Source organism: Streptomyces sp. NBC_00536, assembly GCF_036346295.1.
Lineage (GTDB): Bacteria > Actinomycetota > Actinomycetes > Streptomycetales > Streptomycetaceae > Streptomyces.
Genome location: NZ_CP107819.1, coordinates 6,707,917 through 6,729,006, shown reverse-complemented (window position 1 = coordinate 6,729,006; position 21,090 = coordinate 6,707,917). Strand labels below are relative to the sequence as shown.

Annotated in this window: 17 protein-coding genes; 10 read left to right on the top strand and 7 right to left on the bottom strand. The window is 70.2% G+C overall.

The genetic code is table 11. From position 1 onward, the window contains the following. Positions 1-70: 70 nt before the first annotated feature. Positions 71-2,026, top strand: coding sequence for a hypothetical protein (locus tag OHS33_RS28840; RefSeq protein ID WP_330333325.1), 1,956 nt, complete (start codon positions 71-73; stop codon positions 2,024-2,026). A 281-nt stretch (positions 2,027-2,307) separates the two neighbouring features. On the opposite strand, the gene OHS33_RS28835 is transcribed toward OHS33_RS28840, so the two are convergent. From OHS33_RS28835 to OHS33_RS28825, 3 genes are all read right to left on the bottom strand, one after another. Continuing rightward, positions 2,308-2,688, bottom strand: a complete 381-nt coding sequence (locus OHS33_RS28835; protein WP_330333324.1) for a VOC family protein — start codon at positions 2,686-2,688, stop codon at positions 2,308-2,310. 843 nt (positions 2,689-3,531) lie between these two features. Continuing rightward, on the bottom strand, positions 3,532-3,744 hold the full coding sequence (locus OHS33_RS28830; protein ID WP_330333323.1) for a DUF397 domain-containing protein: 213 nt from the start codon (positions 3,742-3,744) through the stop codon (positions 3,532-3,534). Continuing rightward, entirely contained in the window at positions 3,741-4,595 is an 855-nt protein-coding gene (locus OHS33_RS28825) for a helix-turn-helix domain-containing protein (RefSeq protein ID WP_330333322.1), read from the bottom strand. The genes OHS33_RS28830 and OHS33_RS28825 overlap by 4 nt, the downstream gene beginning before the upstream one ends. A gap of 790 nt (positions 4,596-5,385) precedes the next feature. On the opposite strand from OHS33_RS28825, the gene OHS33_RS28820 reads away from it, so the two are divergent. Further along, positions 5,386-6,567: an rRNA adenine N-6-methyltransferase family protein gene (locus OHS33_RS28820; protein ID WP_330333321.1), complete on the top strand. Its 1,182-nt coding sequence runs from the start codon at positions 5,386-5,388 to the stop codon at positions 6,565-6,567. Between the two features lie 106 nt (positions 6,568-6,673). Here OHS33_RS28820 and rsgA read toward each other — a convergent pair whose 3' ends face one another. Continuing rightward, complete coding sequence (rsgA, locus tag OHS33_RS28815; protein ID WP_330333320.1) at positions 6,674-7,783, bottom strand: ribosome small subunit-dependent GTPase A; 1,110 nt, start codon at positions 7,781-7,783, stop codon at positions 6,674-6,676. 303 nt (positions 7,784-8,086) lie between these two features. Next, entirely contained in the window at positions 8,087-8,986 is a 900-nt protein-coding gene (locus tag OHS33_RS28810; RefSeq protein WP_330333319.1) for an NAD-dependent protein deacetylase, read from the bottom strand. Positions 8,987-9,296: 310 nt separating this feature from the next. Between OHS33_RS28810 and OHS33_RS28805 the strand changes: the two genes are divergently transcribed. Next, on the top strand, positions 9,297-10,196 hold the full coding sequence (locus OHS33_RS28805) for a helix-turn-helix domain-containing protein (RefSeq protein WP_330333318.1): 900 nt from the start codon (positions 9,297-9,299) through the stop codon (positions 10,194-10,196). Positions 10,197-10,291: 95 nt separating this feature from the next. Here OHS33_RS28805 and OHS33_RS28800 read toward each other — a convergent pair whose 3' ends face one another. Both OHS33_RS28800 and OHS33_RS28795 read right to left on the bottom strand, forming a co-directional pair. Beyond that, entirely contained in the window at positions 10,292-11,965 is a 1,674-nt protein-coding gene (locus tag OHS33_RS28800) for an ice-binding family protein (RefSeq protein WP_330333317.1), read from the bottom strand. A 601-nt stretch (positions 11,966-12,566) separates the two neighbouring features. Then, a complete protein-coding gene (locus OHS33_RS28795; RefSeq protein ID WP_330333316.1) occupies positions 12,567-13,682 on the bottom strand; it encodes a YihY/virulence factor BrkB family protein in 1,116 nt (371 codons plus the stop codon). A gap of 17 nt (positions 13,683-13,699) precedes the next feature. On the opposite strand from OHS33_RS28795, the gene OHS33_RS28790 reads away from it, so the two are divergent. From OHS33_RS28790 to OHS33_RS28760, 7 genes are all read left to right on the top strand, one after another. Continuing rightward, positions 13,700-15,334 carry an acyl-CoA dehydrogenase family protein gene (locus OHS33_RS28790; protein WP_330333315.1) on the top strand — a complete coding sequence of 545 codons (1,635 nt, stop codon included), beginning with the start codon at positions 13,700-13,702 and terminating at the stop codon, positions 15,332-15,334. A 360-nt stretch (positions 15,335-15,694) separates the two neighbouring features. After that, entirely contained in the window at positions 15,695-16,954 is a 1,260-nt protein-coding gene (locus OHS33_RS28785; protein ID WP_330335249.1) for a GAF domain-containing protein, read from the top strand. Between the two features lie 13 nt (positions 16,955-16,967). After that, a complete protein-coding gene (locus OHS33_RS28780; RefSeq protein WP_330333314.1) occupies positions 16,968-17,531 on the top strand; it encodes a GNAT family N-acetyltransferase in 564 nt (187 codons plus the stop codon). 638 nt (positions 17,532-18,169) lie between these two features. Next, positions 18,170-18,253: a putative leader peptide gene (locus tag OHS33_RS28775; RefSeq protein WP_309550570.1), complete on the top strand. Its 84-nt coding sequence runs from the start codon at positions 18,170-18,172 to the stop codon at positions 18,251-18,253. A 218-nt stretch (positions 18,254-18,471) separates the two neighbouring features. Further along, entirely contained in the window at positions 18,472-20,175 is a 1,704-nt protein-coding gene (locus OHS33_RS28770) for a nitrite/sulfite reductase (RefSeq protein WP_330333313.1), read from the top strand. Further along, positions 20,172-20,351, top strand: a complete 180-nt coding sequence (locus OHS33_RS28765; RefSeq protein ID WP_150206678.1) for a hypothetical protein — start codon at positions 20,172-20,174, stop codon at positions 20,349-20,351. The genes OHS33_RS28770 and OHS33_RS28765 overlap by 4 nt, the downstream gene beginning before the upstream one ends. Then, positions 20,348-21,046, top strand: coding sequence for a phosphoadenylyl-sulfate reductase (locus tag OHS33_RS28760; RefSeq protein ID WP_330333312.1), 699 nt, complete (start codon positions 20,348-20,350; stop codon positions 21,044-21,046). The genes OHS33_RS28765 and OHS33_RS28760 overlap by 4 nt, the downstream gene beginning before the upstream one ends. Positions 21,047-21,090: the final 44 nt, after the last annotated feature.

The window sequence follows — 21,090 nt, the reverse complement described above, 5'->3', positions numbered from 1 at the left end:
TGGGAAGATCGCGGTGGCGCACCTCGGTCCGTGCAGAGGGCGGAGGCGTCCGTGGGCGGGGAGGCCTTTCGTGGTGGCTGTGGTGTCTCAGGCGGAGCGCGTGGAGCGGTTGCGGGCGCAGTTGCAGGGTCGGCCCGTCACGGGCCGGGGTCAGCGGCTGGCGACGTCGACGCGCGATTCGGGTCTGCTGTACGGGGTGGTGTTGCGGGCAGCGTCCCGGCTGGACGCGGGCCTGGAACTGACCGACCTGGAAGCAGGGTTGCTGCGCCCGCTGGAGTACGTGTTCAGCGAGCAGGAGATCCGTGAGCTGGGCCGGGTGTACGCCGAGGAGGCGTCCTCGCGCCGGATGGATGAGATCTTCCCTCCGTCGCTGACCGGGCGGTCGGCGGCAGAGGGGTACTCGTTCGCGGATCTACTCAAGGACCTGCCGACGATGAGCGACGCCTCCTCGCAGGCGAACGTGCAGGTGGTGGACGTGGGCGCCGGTGAGGGGACGGAGTCCTTCGACACCGAGGAGTTCCTCCATGGGCAGAAGGAGGCCGGCTGGGGGCTCACCCTGCTGACCTCCTCCGAGCACGCCCAGCCGACCGGTGAGCTGATCCATGCCCGGGTCATCCTGGACAAGTTCCACTGCGTGGAGGACACCAACGAGGTCAACCGGGACGAGATCTACTGGGCCCTGAGCGCGGGCAGCGACGGCTCCGCGAGGAACGCACGCCGGACCAGGGAGTACGGCGCCATCAGCAAGGGCGACTGGGCGACTTTCAAGTCCGATGAAAATGTCCTGCTCGACGGGTCCATCCGCCGCTCCGCGGGTTTCCACATCGCCTGCTGGGAAGCCGATGACAGCGACGGCGACTTCACCAGGGAGCTGTCCCGCAAGCTCGTCCTCATCTCTGGGGAGCTGACGAATTTCGCCTTCTTGATCGATGATTTCCCCGCGGGCCAGTGGGAGAACATGCAGGACTGGATCATGCTGGGCGCGATGATCGCGCGCCTCATCGCCGAACTGATCAACTTCTTCCGCAACGAGGACGACTTCGTCCAGGAACGCACCGTCATCCTCGACCGTGCGGCGATCGCCGAGCTGGCCTCCCGGCCCGGCCGGACCGACTACTTCCGGTTCGAGGGCGACGGCGGCATCTTCGACCTGTACCTCAAGTGGGAGGGGACCCTCCCCACCAACGCCGTGACCACGGTCAAGAACACCGCGGGCACCTGGGGCGCTCCCGCCCGCCTCACTCCCACCGGCGCCACCACCGACACACCCGCCCTCGCCACCTTCAACGGCATCCTGCACTGCGCTGTCCGCGGCGGCACCTACATCTACATCAGCCGCCTCCAGGCGGGCCGGTGGACCGACTTCTACCGTGTCCCGCAGCTCGTCACCCACCACGCCCCGGCCCTGGCCGTCTTCAACAACAGGCTGTACCTGGCCTACACCGGGCAGGGCAGCGATCCGCAACTGCTGTCCTCCGCCGACGGCACCACCTGGTCCTCCCAGGTCCAACTGCCCGGCAGTGCCACCTCCGGCCCCGCCCTGGCCGTACGCGACGGCTACCTGCACTACGCCCGCGGCTACTTCGGAAATCTCGTCTACGACTACTCCGCCGACGCCCGCACCTGGACCAAGCTCAGCCCGGTCCCCGCCGGAGGATCCCCTGGCTTTCACACCTTCCTCCCGCCGGCGATGGCCACCCACCGCGGCAAGCTCTACCTGGCCTACCAGGACCTCTGGACCAACCGGGTCGTCATCAACACCAACACCAACACCGGCTGGGGCACCGCCTTCACCCACAGCGGCGAAGCCTTCGCCGCGCCCTCCCTCACCGTCAGCGGTGACACCCTCCACTGCACCATCCGCGGCTACGACAGCAGGATCTGGCACAGCACCCTCACCGGTGCCAGCACCACCTGGACCAACTTCGAGCGCATCCTCGAAGACCCCACCACCATCTCCGGCCCCGCCATCGGCTCCCTCGACACCGGCGAACTCCACGTGGTCTACCGCGCCGTCGACTTCTGACCGCGGGCGCCCCGGCCGACGCGACGTGCCGGGGGAAATCCGGGCACAGCAATGCCCGCCCTCTGCGCGAGGGCGGGCATTGGGTGACGGGTGACCAGAGCCGGCCGCCCTTGACGGCGTCGACGAAGACGCCCCAGCCGATGCCGCTGAGGACGATCGCGGAGCCGGCGAGGACCTCGACGTGATTCTTGCGGTGAGGTCGGCCGAATTGCCGAACGGCAACGCGAGAGCCCGCAAGGCGTCGAACGGCACTGCCGTAGACGGATGCATCGGCGGCGTCTTCAACTCATCGCGGCTCGGTCGGACTCGCTGCGAAGAACACAGAATTCGTTGCCTTCGGGGTCAGCAAGGACGGCCCAGCCAGAGCCATCGGGATTCCGGTGATCGGTGACAAAGGTGGCACCGAGGCCGAGCAGCCGTTCCACCTCCTGCTCACGCGAGGTCTCAGGGCGCAGACACAGATGGATCCGGTTCTTGATCTTCTTGGACTCGGGCACCTGGTTGAAGTACATCACCGGGCCCTCCACCAGCAGCACCTGAGTCTCCCGGTCACCCGGTTTGTCCTCCGGATGCAGTGGACGGCCGGTCACTCCGCTCCAGAACCGGGCCAGCTCGTAGGCATCCGCACAGTCAATCGCCACGTTCTGCAATACCGAAACCATGCGCGCGAGCCTTCCTCACTTCCACTCCAGACGCCACCGAGTTGCGCGCTGTCGCTCAGGCTCGACGTACGCAGATAGCCTCGGGGCAGTCAGGGGCAGAGCGCGGAGGGCGAGGCCGTCGGCGGATGAGGGCACCTCCGCGGCATCCACGTCGTGATCCACCCGCAGGTCAGTGAACACAGCCGATACGTCGCCGAGTTCGACCATCGTTTTCCGCGCGGCAATGCGTGTGTACGTACCCCTGACTCCGTGATCCGGCGCTACTACCGGCACACCGGCATTGCCGCAGGCGTGGCACCGTCGGCCTTTCAGCTGCACGTCAAAGGCGGCCCTATCGCATGGACCAGAAACTGCCAAGAGTCCACCCCGTCGGGGCGATGGCCACAGTGTCAAAGTTCCACCCCCTGATTTGTACACATGCAGACCGAGACAGGTCGGGGGTGCGGCGAAATAGACTGGCCCCGCGATCAGCGCGATAGGCGTGGGGGCAGCGATGCCGCACGACTTGCGCTTGGAGAGTCTTCTCGCCTCCATACGTACTGGTCGCACCACCTCCAACATGTCTTCATGAATGGCGAGTTGGCTGATCTAGACCCGGCCACCCCTCCTCGCTGCGTAGCGTCGACGCCGACCGGACACCCGCACGTCACGTCGTGATGTTGCGTCCCTTTCTCCATCGGGGGTCACGCAACGGCGCGCGATCGGCCAGCAAGATCGTGCTCGACGGCGGCGTCGGCCGGACGATCCAGATGGCTCGATCCAACCTCCGCAACGTGCCGCGGCCTTGAGGCCACGGGGAGCGGTCCGGGAGCCCGGGCCCCCGAGCCGCCCCCGGGAGTCGGGCTAGAGCTGTCCGGCCTTGACGGCGTCGACGAACGTCGCCCACTGGGAGTCGCCAAAGACCACGGCCGGCCCGGTCGGGCGCTTGGAGTCGCGGACAGGCGCGGCCCCGGCCACGCCATGGGCAATCTCCAGGCAGTTGGCGGCGCCTTCGCTGTAACTGCTCTTCGACCACACGAGGCCGGAAGTGATGGCGGGGGAGATGATCGGCGTCATTTGAGATCCTTCATGATTCTTGCGGTGAGGTCGGCGGACTTGTCGAGCGGCAACGCGTGCGCCCGCAGGTGCTCAAACGCGGTGTTGCAGACCGACACGTCCGCGGCGTCTTCAACGTACAGCGCAGAGACGAGGTGCTCGACAAGGACGACGTCAAGGTCAGCTCGTTCAGAGAAACTCAGCACGGTGAACGGGCCGCTCATCCCCGGGTGAGGCGACGCGGACAGCGGCATGATCTGTATCGAGATGCTCGGCACGTCCATCTGTTCAAGCAGGTGGCCCAGCTGCGCGCGCATGACCCGTGGGGGCAGTTCGGGGTGGAGGACCGCCTCGTGAATGATCGCCCAGACTTCGAGGGGCTGCGATCGGGTCAGTACCGACTGGCGTGCCAGCCGCACCTGCGCCAGCGCCTCAACCTCCCCAGCTGCCAACGTGGGGTTGATGCCCGCGATCGTGGCCCGTGCGTACTCGACCCGCTGAAGAAGTCCTGGGATGAGCTGCGTCTGATACGACCGAAGGGACCGCGCGTCGGCTTCCAGGGCGATCAGCTCGGCGTAGGCCGGCGAGATGATGTCCTTGTAGGTCTGCCACCATCCGCGGCGCGTACCGGCCTGAGCAAGGGCCGCCAGAGCCTCTCGCTTCTCCGCGTCCGACACGCCGTACCTATCGAGCAGCAGGCGCACGACGTCGGGCTTGATGCCCAGCTGTGCGCGCTCAACACGGGACAACCGAGTCTTGTCCCACCCCGGGCCTGCCGCCTGTGCTCCCTCTTCCTGCGTAAGGCCCTTGGCTTCACGCAGGGATCGCAGTTCGGCCCCGAGTCGCCGCTGACGTACTGACGGAGCGCTCATGGCCCCCCCTTCCCCTTGTGCCTCACTGGCTTCCCTGGTCCGAATGCTTCCACACGCATCAGGTCGGCGGCTGCCGCAAATATGCGATTTCGTAAGCCCTGGATGCGTAGTTGCAATACGTGAGTACAACTGCCACGCTGAGTCTGCGAGCACAGTGCGTAGCGGAACGATCGCGGTGAGGGGCGACGTATGTCCTACGAAATGAACGCGCCGATTGTGGCGACCCTGGATCAGCTCTTTCGGTCACCTCCGCTTCCGGCTGCGGACTGTGACGTCTGCGAGGCCTTGATGAGGCAGTGGCGGGAGCTGAAGAACCCGAGGTCGCCGGAGTTCGATCAGTCCCGGGCGTCCGACGTCGCCGTCGAGATCCGGCGGCACCCCACGCATGCGGGTGTCAAGTGAGCGCCGACGGTTACCGCTTCACCGCGGAGTACCTCAGGGAACTGGAAGCGGCCGTAGAGGCCGAGCTCCAGCACAAGCAAGACTCGGTGTTCGCCGTCGCGGCGGCTGAATACACACGCGCCCTTGCCGTGGCCCTCGAACGGCCCGCAGGGCACCCCATGGACCCGTCGTCGGCCGCTTAGCCGGTCGCTCGGCGGAGGGGCGGCGGGGCCCGCGCAGTCGGTGAGGTCGGCACGCGCGTGGTCCTGTCCGCTCCTGTACAGCGCCCGACATGGCGCGGAACACTCTCATTCAGCCCATCCATGATGGGTGGGCCCCGTTCATGTAAACCGGAGAACGACATGACGATGAGTGACGGCAAGCACGCCGGCCCTCCGCAGGACAAGCCGTGGACGCCCCCGACTCCCGCTCCGAGCCCCGACGGCTCCAGGCCGACAAGCAAGTGAACCGGGACATCTGCATTCAGGCTCTGACGACCATGGGCTTGGCCCGTGATCCGTGGATCGCAAGGGCGCTCGCCACAGTGGACCGGGAGGCCTTCGTCCCCCCTGGCGTGTGGCTGTCCGTGGAAAACGCTGACGGACTGTGGCAGTTCGTTGACAAAGGCGTCGACCCCGAGCTGTGGGCCCGTGCGGTCTGGGACCCCCATTGTTCCGTGGTCACGCAGCTGGACGACGGCCGGGTCCAGCCCTCCGGTCCGTCGTCGGGTGACTTCACGTCGTCGGTGTCCGCCCTGGACGTGGTGATGAGGAAGTTGCATCACCTGAACCTTCACCCGGATCATCGGGTTCTGGAGATCGGCTACGGCTCCGGATATCACACAGCTCTGCTCTGTGAGCGGGTCTCGTCAGAGCGAGTGACGGCCGTGGAAGTGGACGAGGCGCTCGCAACTTGGGGCGCGTCCAACCTCAAGGCGGCCGGCTATGCGCCGGAGTTGATTCACGGTGATGGTCTGGAAGGGGCTCGCCCCCTCACGCTCTTCGACCGGGTCATCAATACCGCGTCGTTGCGCCGCGTGCCCTTCGCGTGGATCGAGCAGACTCGCACGGACGGGGTGATCCTCACGCCGTTCGGCACGGCCTACAGCAACGCTGGGCTGCTAAGACTGTCGGTGAACAGGGACGCGGCCCAGGGGCAATTCGTCGGCGAAGCCGCCTACATGTGGGCCCGCAGCGAGCGGCCAGTGGTCGCCTTGCAGCTGTCGGGGGATCCCGTCATCCGGCCGTCGCCCATCGACCCGGCCCAAGTGCTGGGAGGCACGTACCTCCAGGACTTTGCCATCGGTCTTCAGGTCCCGGACGTCACCTGTTCGCACCGTGGCGAGGGGAGCGAGCGTCAAGTTCAGTTTGTCGACGAGGCGGGTACTTCGGCGACCATCGTCAACTACGGCGACTGGTGGGACGCGCACGCCGTCCGCTCCTGGGGGCCGCGGGATCTGTGGGCGGAGGTGACGGCCGCGTACACCTGGTACGAGGAGCACGACCGGCCGCACATCACCCGATTCGGTGTCACGGTCGAGCGGGACGAACAGCGGGTTTGGCTTGACACTCCGGATCAGCTGATCGGTTAGAAACAAGATCGCGCCGGGCCCCGGTCATCTTCGGATGGCCGGGGCTCGTGCGGGGTGGGCGCACCCCCGGGGGCGGGGCCGGGCAGGCCCCGCTCCCCCGGCGGGGTCAGATCGTCCCGCCCCGCTTGGCGGCGTGGTTCGCGCGGCCCACCGCGGATTTCATCCGCCAGTCACGCCGGATCTCCGACCGCAGCCGCGCGTCCGTCTTCGCGACGATGCGCTGGTTCTCCCGGAGCAGCTTCCGGTAGCTCTCCAGCCGCCGCTCCGGCAGCGCCCCCTCCTCGACCGCCCGGAGCACCGCGCACCCCGGCTCGGCCTCGTGCCCGCAGTCGTGGAAGCGGCACTGGGCGGCGTACTCCTCGATCTCGGAGAACACCTGGCCGACGCCCGCCTCCGCGTCGAAGAGGCCGACGCCGCGCAGCCCGGGGGTGTCGATCAGGACCCCGCCGTCCGGGAGGGCGAGCAGGTTGCGGGTGGTGGTGGTGTGACGGCCCTTGCCGTCGACCTCACGGGCGGCCTGGACCGCCATGACCTCCTCGCCGAGCAGCGCGTTCGCGAGGGTGGACTTGCCCGCGCCCGAGATGCCCAGCAGCACGCTGGTGCCGGAGGCGACGATCGCGGTGAGGACGTCCGTACCCTCCCCGGTGAGGGAGGAGACGGTGAGTACGCCGACCCCGGGGGCCGTGGTCTCCACGTCCTCGACGAGGTGGGCGAGGGTGACCGGGTCGGGCACCAGGTCGGCCTTGGTGAGGACGATCAGCGGCTGCGCGCCGGACTCCCACGCGAGGGCGAGGAAGCGTTCGATGCGGCCGAGGTCCAGCTCGACGGCGAGCGAGACCGCGATGATGGCGTGGTCGACGTTGGCGGCGAGGATCTGCCCCTCGGAGCGCTGCGAGGAGGTGGACCGTACGAACGCGGTCCGCCGCGGCAGGTACGCCTTGACGTAACGGGGGTTGCCGACCGCCTCGACGGCGGCCCAGTCACCGGTGCAGATGACCCGCAGCGGGTCGTGCGGGGTGACGAAGGCGGTGTCGGCGCGGACGATGCCGTCCGCGGTCATGACGTCGCACTGGCCGCGGTCGACCCGGACGACACGGCCGGGCACGAGGCCCTGCTCGGCGTACGGCTCGAACTCAGCGGCCCAGGCGTCGTCCCAGCCGTACGGGCTGAGGGCGTGCGAGAGCGAAGCGATCTGCTGGAAGGCAGAAAAAGTCAACGGGAACCCTTAAAACAGGGTGGCCCCGGCAGAACACGCGCGTGGCGCGCGGAAGTTGAGTGAAGGTCAGCCGGAGACCACAGGAAGGAGATTGACGAACGCGTGAGTGCGGGCAGTGCCCTGCGCGACGACAGTCATCAATGGACTCACCTCCTGTGACATACGGATCCGCACGCGGCGGTTCCGGTCCACTCGGCGTGAACGGCTTTACGTTAACCCGCTCCCGCGCCCCCGCGCCAACTCTTTTTCCCCGTCTTTCTCCGAGCCTTTTCCGCCACCTTCGTGGACGGTCACGCCGAACCCTCAGGCCGCACCCCCGCCGGTGCCCGCGAGGCCGAGCCGGTCCGCCACGGTGGTGAGGGCCGCCCCCAGGGGGAGTGCGACCCGGGTGACGGCATGCCGGTCGCCCCGGGTCGGGTCGCGGTTGACGATCAGCACCGGCTTGCCGGCCTCGGCGGCCCGGCGGACGAAACGGAGTCCGGACATCACCGTCAGGGAGGACCCCAGGACCAGCAGCGAGGCCGCCTCGTCCACCAGCTCGCGGCAGCGCGCGACCCGAGGCGGCGGCACGGTTTCTCCGAAGAACACCACGTCGGGTTTGAGGACACCGGCGCACCGCGCACAGGACACCACGGAGAAGTCCCCGACCTGCTCGTCGGTGAGGTCGGCGTCGCCGTCCGGGTTCAGCCCGGCGGCCACCGGATCGAAGCCCGGATTCGCTTCGTCCAGCCGCCGGGCGAGTTCACCGCGCGAGCTGCGGGCCCCGCAGGAAAGGCAGACGACCCGGTCCAGGCCTCCGTGCAGTTCCACCACCCGTTCGCTCCCGGCGGCCTGGTGCAGCCCGTCGACGTTCTGGGTGATCAGCCCCGCGAGGAGCCCGTACCGCTCGAAAGCCGCCACGGCCCGGTGCCCGGCGTTGGGGCGGGCCCGGCCGAAGGTGCGCCGGCCCAGGTGACTGCGCGCCCAGTACCTGCGGCGGGCCCGCGGGTCGGCGGTGAACTCCTGGTAGGTCATCGGGGTGTGCCGGCTCAGGCTCCCGCCCTCGCCCCGGTAGTCGGGGATGCCCGACTCCGTGGACAGGCCCGCCCCGCTGAGCACCACCACGCCGCCGGCCCTCAGCGCGTCGACCACCGGCCCCGGATCCGTGGAACCGGGCGGCAGATCCTCGGGAGGCGTCCAGCTCAGCGTGGGGCGCGTGCGCATGCCGCCAGCGTACGGGAGCACCCGCCCGCCAAGCCGGCCTCGACCGGCAGGACCGTGACGGATCCCGCGCCGTAGGGGTGGCCTCTACTGCTGGCATATTGCGCAGAAACATGAATGCGGCATGCGGTTCATTCTTCTTTATTCGAACCGGAAAATATGGTCGGCCGGGTGGGGAGTGATACGACGTTCAGGTCGTTCCGTGTCCGGTGTGAATCACCGTGCACGACACGGAGTCAAAGCGTATCCGGCAGGCCCTGCCGTGACACTCTGCTCGCCAGTGCAAGGGTTTTCAAGCGGAGGTACGGGTCCCGTGGGCGTCACTGTCAATCCCACCGTCAGCAGACGCCGACTGGGGTCGGAGCTACGTCGGCTCCGGGAGATCAGCGGTCTGACGACGCAGCAAGTGGCGGAGCGCCTGCTGATCTCCCAGCCCAAGATCAGCCTGCTGGAGAACGGCCGCCGCCTCATCAAGCCCCGCGACGTGCGCGATCTCTGCGGGCTGTACGGAGTCCAGGATCAGCAGCTCGTCGACCGCCTGATGCAGCTGGCCAAAGAGTCGGGTCAGCAGGGCTGGTGGAATTCCTACGGTGACATCCCGTACGGCGCCTACATCGGCCTGGAGGCCGAGGCGGCCGCGATCCGGATCTACGAGCCCCTGGTGATCCCGGGCCTGCTGCAGGCCCCCGCCTACGCCCGGGCGGTCATCGCAGGAACGATCCCTCACGCCACTGCCGAACAGGCCGCCACGCGCCTTCAGGTGCGGCTGCGGCGCCAGAGCCGGCTGGGCGACCCGCGCAACCCGCTGCGCTTATGGGCCGTACTGGACGAATCGGCGCTGCGGCGCGTCGTGGGCAGCCGGGAGGTCATGCGCGAGCAGCTGGACCACCTGACCCGTCTCAGCGGCCGGCCGCACATCACCCTGCAGGTTCTCCCTCACGACGTGGGTGCGCACCCGGGTGTCTCGGGACAGTTCTCGCTGCTTGAGTTTTCCGACGCCACCGATGCGAACGTGGTGTATCTGGAAAGGTTCACCAGCGACCTCTATCTGGAGAAACGATCCGAAGTGCGATGCTACAGCGATATGTATGCGCACTTGCAGGCCCAGGCGTTGAGTCCGGCGGATACCCGGCATTTCCTCGACGAAGCCGTCAAGGTGTACGCCGCCGGCACGGAATTCCGGCCCGACGCTCGCGAACTGTCCTGTACGTAGCCGTCCGTGACGAGAACGCCCATGGTCTGGCGATCCGTCCCGAGCGCTCGGGACGGATCGCTCAGCGGCGTGAGGTGGTCACGCCTGCGATGGGGCTAGTCCTGTCGAGTCGTCGCACCTCGCCGGGTTCGCTTCATGGCGAAGAGGGCCGAGCCCCCGACGAAGGCGAGCGCGGCCGCGCAGGCGGCCGTGATGGCGGTCCCGCTGCTCGCGCCGCTCGCGCCGGGCGATGCCGCCCGCGACTGCTGGTCCGTGGCGGCGCTCACATGGGCGAAGTTGACGCTCTTGGGCGTGGAGCCGCGACCCGCACGGCCCAGAGCCTTGTCGGGGCCGCCCGGCAAGAAGTCGGCCCAGGGGGGCTTGCCCTGGTCGTGGTCGTGGTCGTCGGGACCTTGACCGTGTTCGTCCCCGTCGTGGTCGTTGTCGTGGTCGTCGGGGCCTTGACCGTGCTCGTCCTCGTCGTGGTCGTCGGGACCTTGGCCGTGCTCGCCCTTGTGGTGGTCGTGGTGACCGTGGCCGTGCTCGCCCTTGTCACCCTTTTCGCCCTTGTCGCCGCGAGGCCCCTTGGGTCCGGCGGGCCCGGCAGGTCCGGCGGGTCCAGCAGGTCCAGCAGGTCCGGCAGGACCTGCGGGCCCTGCGGAACCGGTGGGTCCGGGGGCTCCGGGAACGCCTGGCCTACCGGTCGGGCCGGGGGCTCCGGTGGGGCCGGGAGCGCCGGGTGAGCCGGTCGGGCCGGGGGCTCCGGGGCTTCCGGGGACACCGGGGGCGCCGGTCGGGCCGGGAGCTCCGGGGACGCCGGGAGCACCGGGGGCGCCAGGCGAGCCGGTGGGACCAGGGGCGCCGGGGCTACCGGGAGCACCGGGTGAGCCGGTCGGGCCGGGAGCTCCGGGGACGCCGGGAGCACCGGGGGCGCCAGGCGAGCCGGTGGGACCGGGAGCTCCGGGGCTACCGGGAGCGCCGGGTGAGCCGGTCGGGCCGGGGGCGCCGGGGCTGCCGGGAGCGCCGGGGCTACCGGGAGCGCCGGGCGAACCCGTGGGACCGGGGGCCCCGGGGCTGCCGGTGGGACCCGGCGAGCCCGTCGGGCCGGGGGCGCCGGTGGGGCCGGGGCTGCCGGTGGGGCCGGGCGAACCCGTCGGTCCGGGAGGACCGGGCGGGCCCACCGCGCAGGCTGCCCTCGTGATGGTGTTGTTGTCCATCGTGACCGCGCCGGTGCGCGCCAGGGCGCGGCCTTCGATCACCGCGCTGTGGTTCAGCGTGATGGACTCCATGGCCAGGATGTTGCCCTTGAACTGCGTGGTCGTGTCGAGGGTGGCGGAGCTGCCCACCTCCCAGAACACGTTGCAGGCGTTCGCTCCGTTGATGAAGGCCACGACGCTTGCCGGAGCAGTGATCAGGGTCGAGGGGATCCGGAAGATGAAGACGGAGTCGGGCTTGTTCTGACCGTCGAGCGTCACCGTTCCGGTGATGTGCAGTTCCGACGAGGCCGAGTAGACGCCGGGCGCCAGCGTCTGTCCGCCGATATCGGCCGTGGCGAGCACGTTCCCGGGTCCCCGGCTGTCCGCGTCGTTGTAGGCGGTGACGAGGTCGGCCTTCGCCTGCATGGCGGCGGCGTCGGTCACGTGCTGTGTTCCGTTGACGATGCCGGGCGGGAAGCCGGTCACCGATGTGCCCGGATGGAGACCCAGGTCGCCGTTGATGATGGTGGGGTTCGTATTGGTGATCGTCGAACCGGCCAGAACCGCGTAGTTGGTGGCGGTACCCAGCCCCACGGGGGCTTCCGCGGCGTAAGCGGGGCTCGGGGCCAGGGAGGCCGCCGCCACGAGCGCCGCGGGGAGCAGGGAGAGCGATCCCCGTTTGAGCAGAGTGCGTTGTGACCTTCTGGTGGGTGGATCCGAGCGGATGACGTCCAATGCCATAGCGGGACCTTTCTCGTTGCTTCGAATCTCACGCCTCCCGAAGAAGGATTCCGAGCGCCGCGGCATGACCGCTCAGGGCCGTAACCCCTACCTGCGCCGCCGCACTGACTCGCCCTGAGCGGGGGACCGCAGAGCGCCCCTCTGCCAGAGGCAGTGATATGCCGTCACCCCGGGGTATTCCCGCATATTGCAGAGCAATAGACCACAAATCACAAAAAATGCTCTACATGAGTGACGCAGCGTCAGGAGAGCGAAGCCGCACATCAGTTCGAATCTGGTTCCACTCCGACGACGAACTCAGGAGGTCTCGGAGCCACGGCTCGCCGAGAGGGTCTGCCCGTCTGCGGCAGATCTCCGGGAACGCTGCCGCGGGCAGGCCTTCTGCCTTCTAGTGCCGCGTCAGGCAACGTTTGCCCCTCAAGGAGCGGCAGGGCGAACGTTGCCTGACGCGGCACTAGTGCTTGCGCAGCCGGGACGTGTAGTCCTCGGGCGGGAGGAACTTGGACCACCGCTCGGGGAACTCGGAGGGCATTCCCGCGTCCTCGTCGTCCTCCGACTCGCCCTCCGCCAGGGCCCGCCAGGCCGCCGCGCGGGCGATGAGCTGGGCGGCCTCGGCCTCCCGGACGCGCTCGTTGGCCTCGCGGGCCGCCGCCGTCGCGAGCGACGGCCAGACCCGGTCGATGGCCGCGTTGACGGCGGCGCCGACCAGGACGGCGAAGGCCGAGATGCCGATCCACAGCAGGACGGCGACGGGCGCGGCCAGGGATCCGTAGATCGTCGGCCCCTCCACCGTGTTCGTGAGGTAGATCCGCAGCAGGAACGAGCCCAGCACCCACATGGCGAGGGCGATCAGCGCGCCCGGCACGTCCTCGATCCACGGCGAACGCACCGGTACGGACACGTGGTAGAGCGTGGTCAGGAAGACGATGGACAGCAGGGTGACGGTCGGCCAGTAGAGCACCGCCACCACTTCCGTGCCCCACGGCACCCACCGCACCACCGCGTCCGGGCCGACCACGAGCAGCGGCAGCACGACGGAGCCGACCAGCAGCGCGACGACGTACAGCACGAAGGCCAGCAGCCGGGTCTTGACGATGCCGCGCTGGCCGTCGAGCCCGTACATGACGGTGATGGTGTCGACGAAGACGTTGACGGCGCGCGAGCCGGACCAGAGGGCGAAGGCGAAGCCGAGCGAGATGAGGTCCGGGCGGGCCTGGCGGGTCACGTCGTCCAGCATGGGTCTGGCGATGTCGTTGACGCCCCGGTCGGAGAGCACGGTGCCGACCGCCCGCAGGATGTTCTCCTCGATGGTCTGCACCGAGGTGGTGCCGCTCCAGCCGTCCACGTAGCCGACCAGACCGAGCAGACCCAGGAACAGCGGCGGCAGCGAGAGGAGCGTGAAGAACGCCGCCTCGGCCGCGAGTCCCAGGATCCGGTACTCGATGCACGAGTTGACCGTGTCCTTGAGCAGCAGCCAGGACATCTTGCGCTTGGAGACGTTGCGATAGAGGGCCCGGGCCCGGTGGAGCCGCCCCGGAGGCCGCTCGGGTGTTTCATTTGCTGGCTGCACCTCCTTACCGTATCGGCATGGCAGCCACCACCCACACAGTCAGCAACCAGGCACCACCCCTGGTCGGGCACGACGTCTACGGCGGCGACCGCGCCCTCACCGAGGGCGTGGAACGGCACCTCGACCCCGAACTCCTCGTGGAAGTACGGGAAGAACTCACCGGACTCGGGCTCGCCGCGGGTTCCGCGCAGGCCCAGGAATGGGGTGCCCAGGCCAACGAGAATCCACCGAAGCTCCGCACACACGACCGGTATGGGAACCGGATCGACGAAGTGGACTTCCACCCTTCCTGGCACCGCCTGCTCGGCCACGCGGTGACGTCCGGGCTGACCGACGCCTGGGGGCGCGAGGCGGGGCACCTGCGGCGCGCCGCCGGGTTCTTCGTCTGGTCGCAGGCCGAGGCCGGCCACGGCTGTCCGGTCTCGATGACCCACGCGGCGGTGCCCGCGCTGCGCACGGACCCGGAACTGGCCGCCGAGTGGGAGCCGCGGCTCACCTCGCACGTCTACGACCAGGGGCTGCGCCCAGCAGGGCAGAAGTCGGGCGTCCTCTTCGGCATGGGGATGACCGAGAAGCAGGGCGGCAGCGACGTGCGCGCCAACACCACCCGGGCGGTGGCGCTGGACGCGTCGGGCGAGTACCTGCTGACCGGGCACAAGTGGTTCTGTTCCGCCCCGATGTGCGACGGGTTCCTCGTGCTGGCGCAGGCGCCGGGCGGGCTGACCTGCTTCCTGGTGCCGCGGGTACTGGCGGACGGAACCCGGAACGTGTTCGCGATCCAGCGGCTGAAGGACAAGCTCGGCAACCGGTCGAACGCGTCCAGCGAGGTGGAGTTCGACGGGACCTGGGCCCGGCGGGTGGGCGAGGAGGGGCGGGGGGTGCGGACCATCATCGAGATGGTCGCCGCGACCCGGCTGGACTGTGTGATCGGTTCGGCCTCGCTGATCCGGCAGGCGCTGACGCAGGCCGTGCACCACACGGAGCACCGCTCCGCTTTCGGAGCGAAGCTCTTCGACCAGCCGCTGATGCGCAACGTACTGGCGGACCTGGCCGTCGAGTCGGAGGCGGCCACCGTGCTGACGCTGCGGCTGGCGGCCGCGTACGACGCGGGCACCGAGCAGGAGCGGGCCTTCCTGCGGATCGCCGTGCCGACCGCGAAGTACTGGGTGACCAAGCGCTGCACGCCGGCCGTCGCGGAGGCGCTGGAGTGCCTGGGCGGCAACGGGTACGTGGAGGAGTCCGGGCTGCCCCGGCTGCTGCGGGAGTCCCCGCTGAACTCGATCTGGGAGGGCTCGGGCAACGTACAGGCCCTGGACGTACTGCGGGCGCTCCAGCGCGAGCCGCAGGCCCTGAACGCGTTCCTCCAGGAGGTCGGCCTCGCCCGGGGCGCCGATCACCGCCTGGACGCGGCCGTGAAGAACCTGCTGACCGAGCTGGCCGACCTGGAGGGGATCGAGGCGCGGGCCCGGCGCGTGGTGGAGCGGATGGCGCTGGTCCTGCAGGGCTCGCTGCTGGTGCGCTGGGCGCCGCCCGCGGTCGCCGACGCGTTCTGCGCGTCCCGGCTCGGCGGGGACTGGGGGGCCGCCTTCGGGACGCTGCCGCACAGTCTGGACCTGCGGGCGGTGGTGGAACGGGCGCGGATCACGGGTTAGGAGAGGTCCCCAAACCGCTCCGGGTCCGGATCCGGGCCCGTCTGCCGGCAGCAGGGTGGCGCCGCGCCGACTCGGCACCACACCTGCTCCGGGTCAGCCCCGAGGAGGAGCCTTCACGCCGCCTGTCGGCGTGACGCACAGTTTCGGTCGGGCGACCGGGGCTTGGCGAGAGTTGCAGACCGTTGCAACCTGTGAGTCCGATGGGGCGCGGTCCACAGGGCAGCACGCAGCGCAGTACGTAGCGCGGTCCGTGGCGCGGTCCGTAGCGCGGTCCGGTTCATTCAGGAGGATCCGGTGGCAACCACTGCAGGTGGCGCGGGTACCGCGGGGGCCGCGGTCGAGGTGGCGCGGCTCGCCGCCATGGACGCGCGCGACGCGGCCCGGCTGCTCAAGGGCGTCCGGGCGGCGGCCCTCGCCGGGGACCGGCCGCCCGCCGCGCCGCGCCCCGAGATCGCCGCGTCGTGGCGGCGGATGATGGCCTGCGGGGTGCACCCCGACCGGGACGCCCGCTCGCGGATGCTGTCGGCGGCGGAGACGGAGGAGCGGCGGCAGGTGTCCCCGCTGCGGGCGCTGCTGCCGGTGCTGCGCGAAGGGCTGCTCCCCGCGCTGGACGAGGCGCTGCACATCATGGTGATCGCCGACGCGGACGGGCGGCTGCTGTGGCGCGAGGGCGCCACCTCGATCCTGCGGCGGGCGGACCGGCTGGGGTTCGGGGTGGGCGCGCACTGGGACGAGGCGGTGGTCGGCACCAACGGGGTCGGCACCGCCCTGGTCACGCGCCGCCCGGTCCAGGTGTTCTCGGCGGAGCACTTCGTCTCCAGCCACCACGACTGGACGTGCGCGGGGGCGCCCGTGCACGATCCGCGCGACGGGCAGCTGCTGGGCGTGGTGGACGTCAGCGGGCCGCTGGCGACCATGCATCCGGCCACCTTGACCTGGGTGGCCTCGGTGGCCCGGCTCGCCGAGCGGGAGCTGCGGATCCGCCACCTGGAGTCCCTGGAGGGGCTGCGGGCGGTGGCGGCGCCGCTGCTGGCCCGGCTGCCGGGGCGGGCGCTGGCCGTGGATCAGCACGGCTGGACGGCGGCGGTCACCGGGCTCGCCCCGGTGGACCGGGTGCCGCTGCCGAAGTCCTTCGGGCCGGGCCTGCAGTGGGTTCCGCAGCTGGGCGACTGCGTGGTGGAGCCGCTGCCCGGCGGCTGGCTGCTGCGGATCGAGCAGGCCCGTACGGGCGCGGCGGCGGGCCGGGTGGTGCTCGACCTGAGCCGGGCGCGGTCCTGGTCGGCGACCGTGTCCGGGGCGGCGGGCAGCTGGACCCAGGAGCTGAGCCCGCGCCACGCGGAGCTGCTGTTCCTGCTGGCGGAGAGCCCTCGGGGGCGGTCGGCGGCGGAGCTGGCGCTGGAGCTGTTCGGGGACGCGACGCGGACGGTGACGGTGCGGGCCGAGATGTCGCGGGTACGCCGCCACCTGGCCGGGGTGCTGACGCACCGGCCGTACCGGTTCGCGGAGGACGTGGAGGTGGAGGTGATCCGTCCGCGGCTGCCCGCCGACCTCCTGCCGCATTCGAGCGCCCCGGCGGTGGTCCGGGCACGGCTCGATGGCGCCGGCGAGTGGGGGGTGTGATTCCCTGACCTGCATGAGCACCCTCACCCTCACCACCTGGTCCCTGGAGATGACCTCGCCGGACGACCTCGTTCCGGCGGCCGTTCCAGGTTCCGAGATCACGATCTCGCGTGCGGAGGTCCCCTCGCCCGAGTTCAGCCGCTTCCTGTACGCCTCGGTCGGCGGTGACATCCACTGGACGGACCGGCTGTCGCTGACCCGGGCGCAGTGGGTGGAGCAGCTGGGCCGTCCGGGGGTGGAGACCTGGGTGGCGTACGACCGGGGGACGCCGGCGGGGTACGTGGAGTTCGACCCGCAGGACGACGGTGTGGTGGAGATCATGTACTTCGGGCTGCTGCCGGAGTTCCGGGGGCGGCGGATCGGTGGCCACCTGCTGTCGGTGGGTGTGGCCCGGGCCTGGGACCTGGCGGACCGGTGGCCGGACCGGGAGCCGACGAAGCGGGTCTGGCTGCACACCTGCAGCCAGGACGGGCCCACCGCGATGGCCAACTACGAGCGGCGCGGCTTCACGCTCTTCCGCACGGAAACGGAATCCAAGCCGGACACCCCGACCCCGGGCCCCTGGCCGGGCGCGTAACCCCTGGCGGGGGGCACCCGCCCAGATTCAGCCCCGCCGGCGTTTGAGGCGCCGCCGGAGGCACCGGCGCCCGCCGGCCTGTTCCCCCGCCGTCCCCCGTCCGCGGGCCCGCCTCCCCTCCGGGGGCGCCTCAATCGCCGGCGGGGCTGGGTTTGGCCGGGGCCCCCGGTGCCGGGGCTGAACTTCGCCCGCCCGGGGGCACACCCCAGCCTCGCCCGGGGCACACCCCAGCCCCGCCGGCGTTTGAGGCGCCGCCGGGGGCACCGGCGCCCGCCGACCCTTCCCCCGCCCGTGCCCCGTCCGCGGCCCCGCCTGCCCTCCGGGGGCGCCTCAAACGCCGGCGAGGCTGGGTTTGGCCGGGGCCGGGTTTGCCCAGGGTTTGGCTTGGCCGGGGTTGGGTTTGCCCGGGGCCGGGTTTGCCCAGGGCTGGGTTTGGCCGGGGGTGGGAGGTGCCGACCCGGGCAGGCTAAATTCAGCCTCGCCGGCGATTGAGGCGCCGCCGGAGGTACGGGCGGCTGCAGTGCCCCCAGGTGCCCCACGAGGTGACCCGGGCCACATGATCTCGCCATGCGGGACGCTTTCGTCCGGATGGTGGACAGTAGTGGACTCCTCCAACAGCCCCATGACACGCTTCCGCCATGAATGGAGCTGGAATTGCCTTGGTGAGTCGGCGGCACGTCGACCTCGGCCGCATGTCCAGCGCCATCTGTCCGGCGAGCTGACGGAACCAGCCACGTCGCACCTCGGCGCCGCCGCCTCCGCGGACGCGCCGATTCCGTAAGCCCCCAGCAGGCCGAGAACCGCCCCCCGCCCACCGGCGAAGGGGGCGCGATCCGCCACACCTGCCAGCGCACTGCCGCGCATCACCGCAGGTCGAAGCCGTGGGGCACCGCCGCTTCGCCTGCCCCTGCCCAGAGCCGCCACCGAAGGACGTACCGCCATGGCCGCCACCCCCGAAACGCCCGCAGCCGCCCCCGCAGCCGCGCGCCGCAAGCCCGGCCGCCACCGCGGCGAGGGCCAGTGGGCCGTCGGCCACCACACGCCCCTCAACGGCAACGAGCAGTTCAAAAAGGACGACGACGGTCTCAACGTGCGGACACGCATCGAGACGATCTACTCCAAGCGGGGCTTCGACTCGATCGACCCCAACGACCTGCGCGGCCGGATGCGCTGGTGGGGCCTCTACACCCAGCGCAAGCCCGGGATCGACGGCGGCAAGACCGCGATCCTGGAGCCGGAGGAGCTGGACGACGAGTACTTCATGCTCCGCGTGCGCATCGACGGCGGCCGTCTGACCACCGAGCAGCTGCGCGTGATCGGCGAGATCTCGCAGGAGTTCGCCCGCGGCACCGCCGACCTCACCGACCGCCAGAACGTCCAGTACCACTGGATCCGCATCGAGGACGTCCCGGAGATCTGGCGCCGTCTGGAGGCGGTCGGCCTCTCGACCACCGAGGCCTGCGGCGACACCCCGCGCGTCATCCTCGGCTCGCCCGTCGCGGGCATCGCCAAGGACGAGATCATCGACGGCACCCCCGCCATCGACGAGATCTACCGCCGCATCGTGGGCAACAAGGACTTCTCCAACCTGCCCCGCAAGTTCAAGTCCGCGATCTCCGGCTCGCCGCTGCTCGACGTGGCGCACGAGATCAACGACATCGCCTTCGTCGGCGTGAACCACCCGGAGCACGGCCCCGGCTTCGACGTCTGGGTCGGCGGCGGTCTCTCCACCAACCCCAAGCTCGGCGTCCGCCTGGGCACCTGGGTCTCGCTGGACGAGGTCCCGGACGTCTACGAGGGCGTCATCTCGATCTTCCGCGACTACGGCTACCGCCGCCTGCGCACCCGCGCCCGGCTGAAGTTCCTCGTCGCCGACTGGGGCCCGGCCAAGTTCCGCCAGGTCCTGGAGGACGAGTACCTCAAGCGCGAGCTGACGGACGGCCCCGCCCCCGAGCAGCCCACCGGCCAGTGGCGCGACCACGTCGGCATCCACCAGCAGCAGGACGGCCGCTTCTACGTCGGCTTCGCCCCCCGGGTCGGCCGCGTGGACGGCGCCACCCTGACCAAGATCGCGGACGTGGCCGAGCGCCACGGCTCGGGCCGGCTGCGCACCACCGCCGAGCAGAAGATGGTCGTGCTCGACATCGACGAGAGCCAGGTCGAGTCGGTCGTCTCCGCCCTGGAGGCGCTGGACCTGCGGGTCAAGCCGTCCCCGTTCCGCCGCGGCACGATGGCCTGCACCGGCATCGAGTTCTGCAAGCTGGCCATCGTCGAAACGAAGGCGCGCGGCGCCTCGCTGATCGACGAGCTGGAGCGCCGCCTGCCGGACTTCGCCGAGCCGCTCACCATCAACATCAACGGCTGCCCGAACGCCTGCGCCCGTATCCAGGTGGCGGACATCGGTCTCAAGGGCCAGCTGGTCCTGGATGACGACGGCAACCAGGTCGAGGGCTACCAGGTGCACCTCGGCGGCGCGCTCGGCCTGGAGGCCGGGTTCGGCCGCAAGGTCCGCGGCCTCAAGGTCACCTCGGAGGGTCTGCCCGACTACGTCGAGCGGGTCGTCACGCGCTTCCAGGAGCAGCGCGAGGACGGCGAGCGCTTCGCGGCCTGGGTCGCGCGCGCCGACGAGAAGAGCCTGGCATGAGCGAGCGCGCCGCACCCTTCTACTGCCCGTACTGCGGCGACGAGGACCTGTTCCCGAACGAACAGGGTCACGGCGCCTGGGAATGCAGGTCATGCAATCGAGCCTTCCAGCTGAAGTACCTCGGGCTGCTGGCCCGCGGACTTCAGTCCAACACCGCTGGAGGGGAAGAGATATGACCACCACTCAAGACGTGGATCTCAAGGCCGTGGCCGAGCAGGCGGGCCGCGACCTGGAGGACGCCTCCGCGCTGGAGATCCTCACCTGGGCGGCCGAGACCTTCGGCAAGAAGTTCGCCGTGACCTCCTCCATGGAGGACGCGGTGGTCGCCCACCTCGCCTCCCGCGCCTTCCCCGGCGTGGACGTGGTCTTCCTCGACACGGGCTACCACTTCGAGGAGACCATCGGCACCCGTGACGCGGTCGAGGCCGTGATGGACGTCAACGTCATCACGCTCACCCCGCGCCAGAGCGTCGCCGAGCAGGACGCCGAGTACGGCCCGAAGCTGCACGACCGGGACCCGGACCTGTGCTGCGCGCTGCGCAAGGTCAAGCCGCTGGAAGAGGGCCTGACGGCGTACGACGCATGGGCGACCGGGCTGCGCCGCGACGAGTCCCCGACCCGGGCGAACACCCCGGTGGTCGGCTGGGACGAGAAGCGGCGGAAGGTCAAGGTCTCCCCCATCGCCCGCTGGACCCAGGACGACGTGGACGCGTACGTCGCCGAGCACGGGGTGCTCACCAACCCGCTGCTGATGGACGGCTACACCTCCGTCGGCTGCGCCCCCTGCACCCGCCGCGTGGCGGCGGGCGAGGACGCGCGGGCCGGCCGCTGGGCCGGGCTGGGCAAGACCGAATGCGGGCTGCACGGCTGATGACCGAGCCGACGACCGAGACCACGAACCGTACGGAACCGACG

Excerpts from the sequence above, each read along its gene's own strand:
- OHS33_RS28830 (WP_330333323.1), bottom strand. The coding sequence starts at position 3,744 with ATGACGCCGATCATCTCCCCCGCCATCACTTCCGGCCTCGTGTGGTCG.
- OHS33_RS28780 (WP_330333314.1), top strand. The coding sequence starts at position 16,968 with ATGAGCACCCTCACCCTCACCACCTGGTCCCTGGAGATGACCTCGCCG.
- OHS33_RS28785 (WP_330335249.1), top strand. The coding sequence starts at position 15,695 with ATGGACGCGCGCGACGCGGCCCGGCTGCTCAAGGGCGTCCGGGCGGCG.
- OHS33_RS28790 (WP_330333315.1), top strand. The coding sequence starts at position 13,700 with ATGGCAGCCACCACCCACACAGTCAGCAACCAGGCACCACCCCTGGTC.
- OHS33_RS28775 (WP_309550570.1), top strand. The coding sequence starts at position 18,170 with ATGAATGGAGCTGGAATTGCCTTGGTGAGTCGGCGGCACGTCGACCTC.
- OHS33_RS28765 (WP_150206678.1), top strand. The coding sequence starts at position 20,172 with ATGAGCGAGCGCGCCGCACCCTTCTACTGCCCGTACTGCGGCGACGAG.
- OHS33_RS28810 (WP_330333319.1), bottom strand. The coding sequence starts at position 8,986 with ATGCGCACGCGCCCCACGCTGAGCTGGACGCCTCCCGAGGATCTGCCG.
- OHS33_RS28835 (WP_330333324.1), bottom strand. The coding sequence starts at position 2,688 with ATGGTTTCGGTATTGCAGAACGTGGCGATTGACTGTGCGGATGCCTAC.
- OHS33_RS28760 (WP_330333312.1), top strand. The coding sequence starts at position 20,348 with ATGACCACCACTCAAGACGTGGATCTCAAGGCCGTGGCCGAGCAGGCG.
- OHS33_RS28825 (WP_330333322.1), bottom strand. The coding sequence starts at position 4,595 with ATGAGCGCTCCGTCAGTACGTCAGCGGCGACTCGGGGCCGAACTGCGA.
- OHS33_RS28770 (WP_330333313.1), top strand. The coding sequence starts at position 18,472 with ATGGCCGCCACCCCCGAAACGCCCGCAGCCGCCCCCGCAGCCGCGCGC.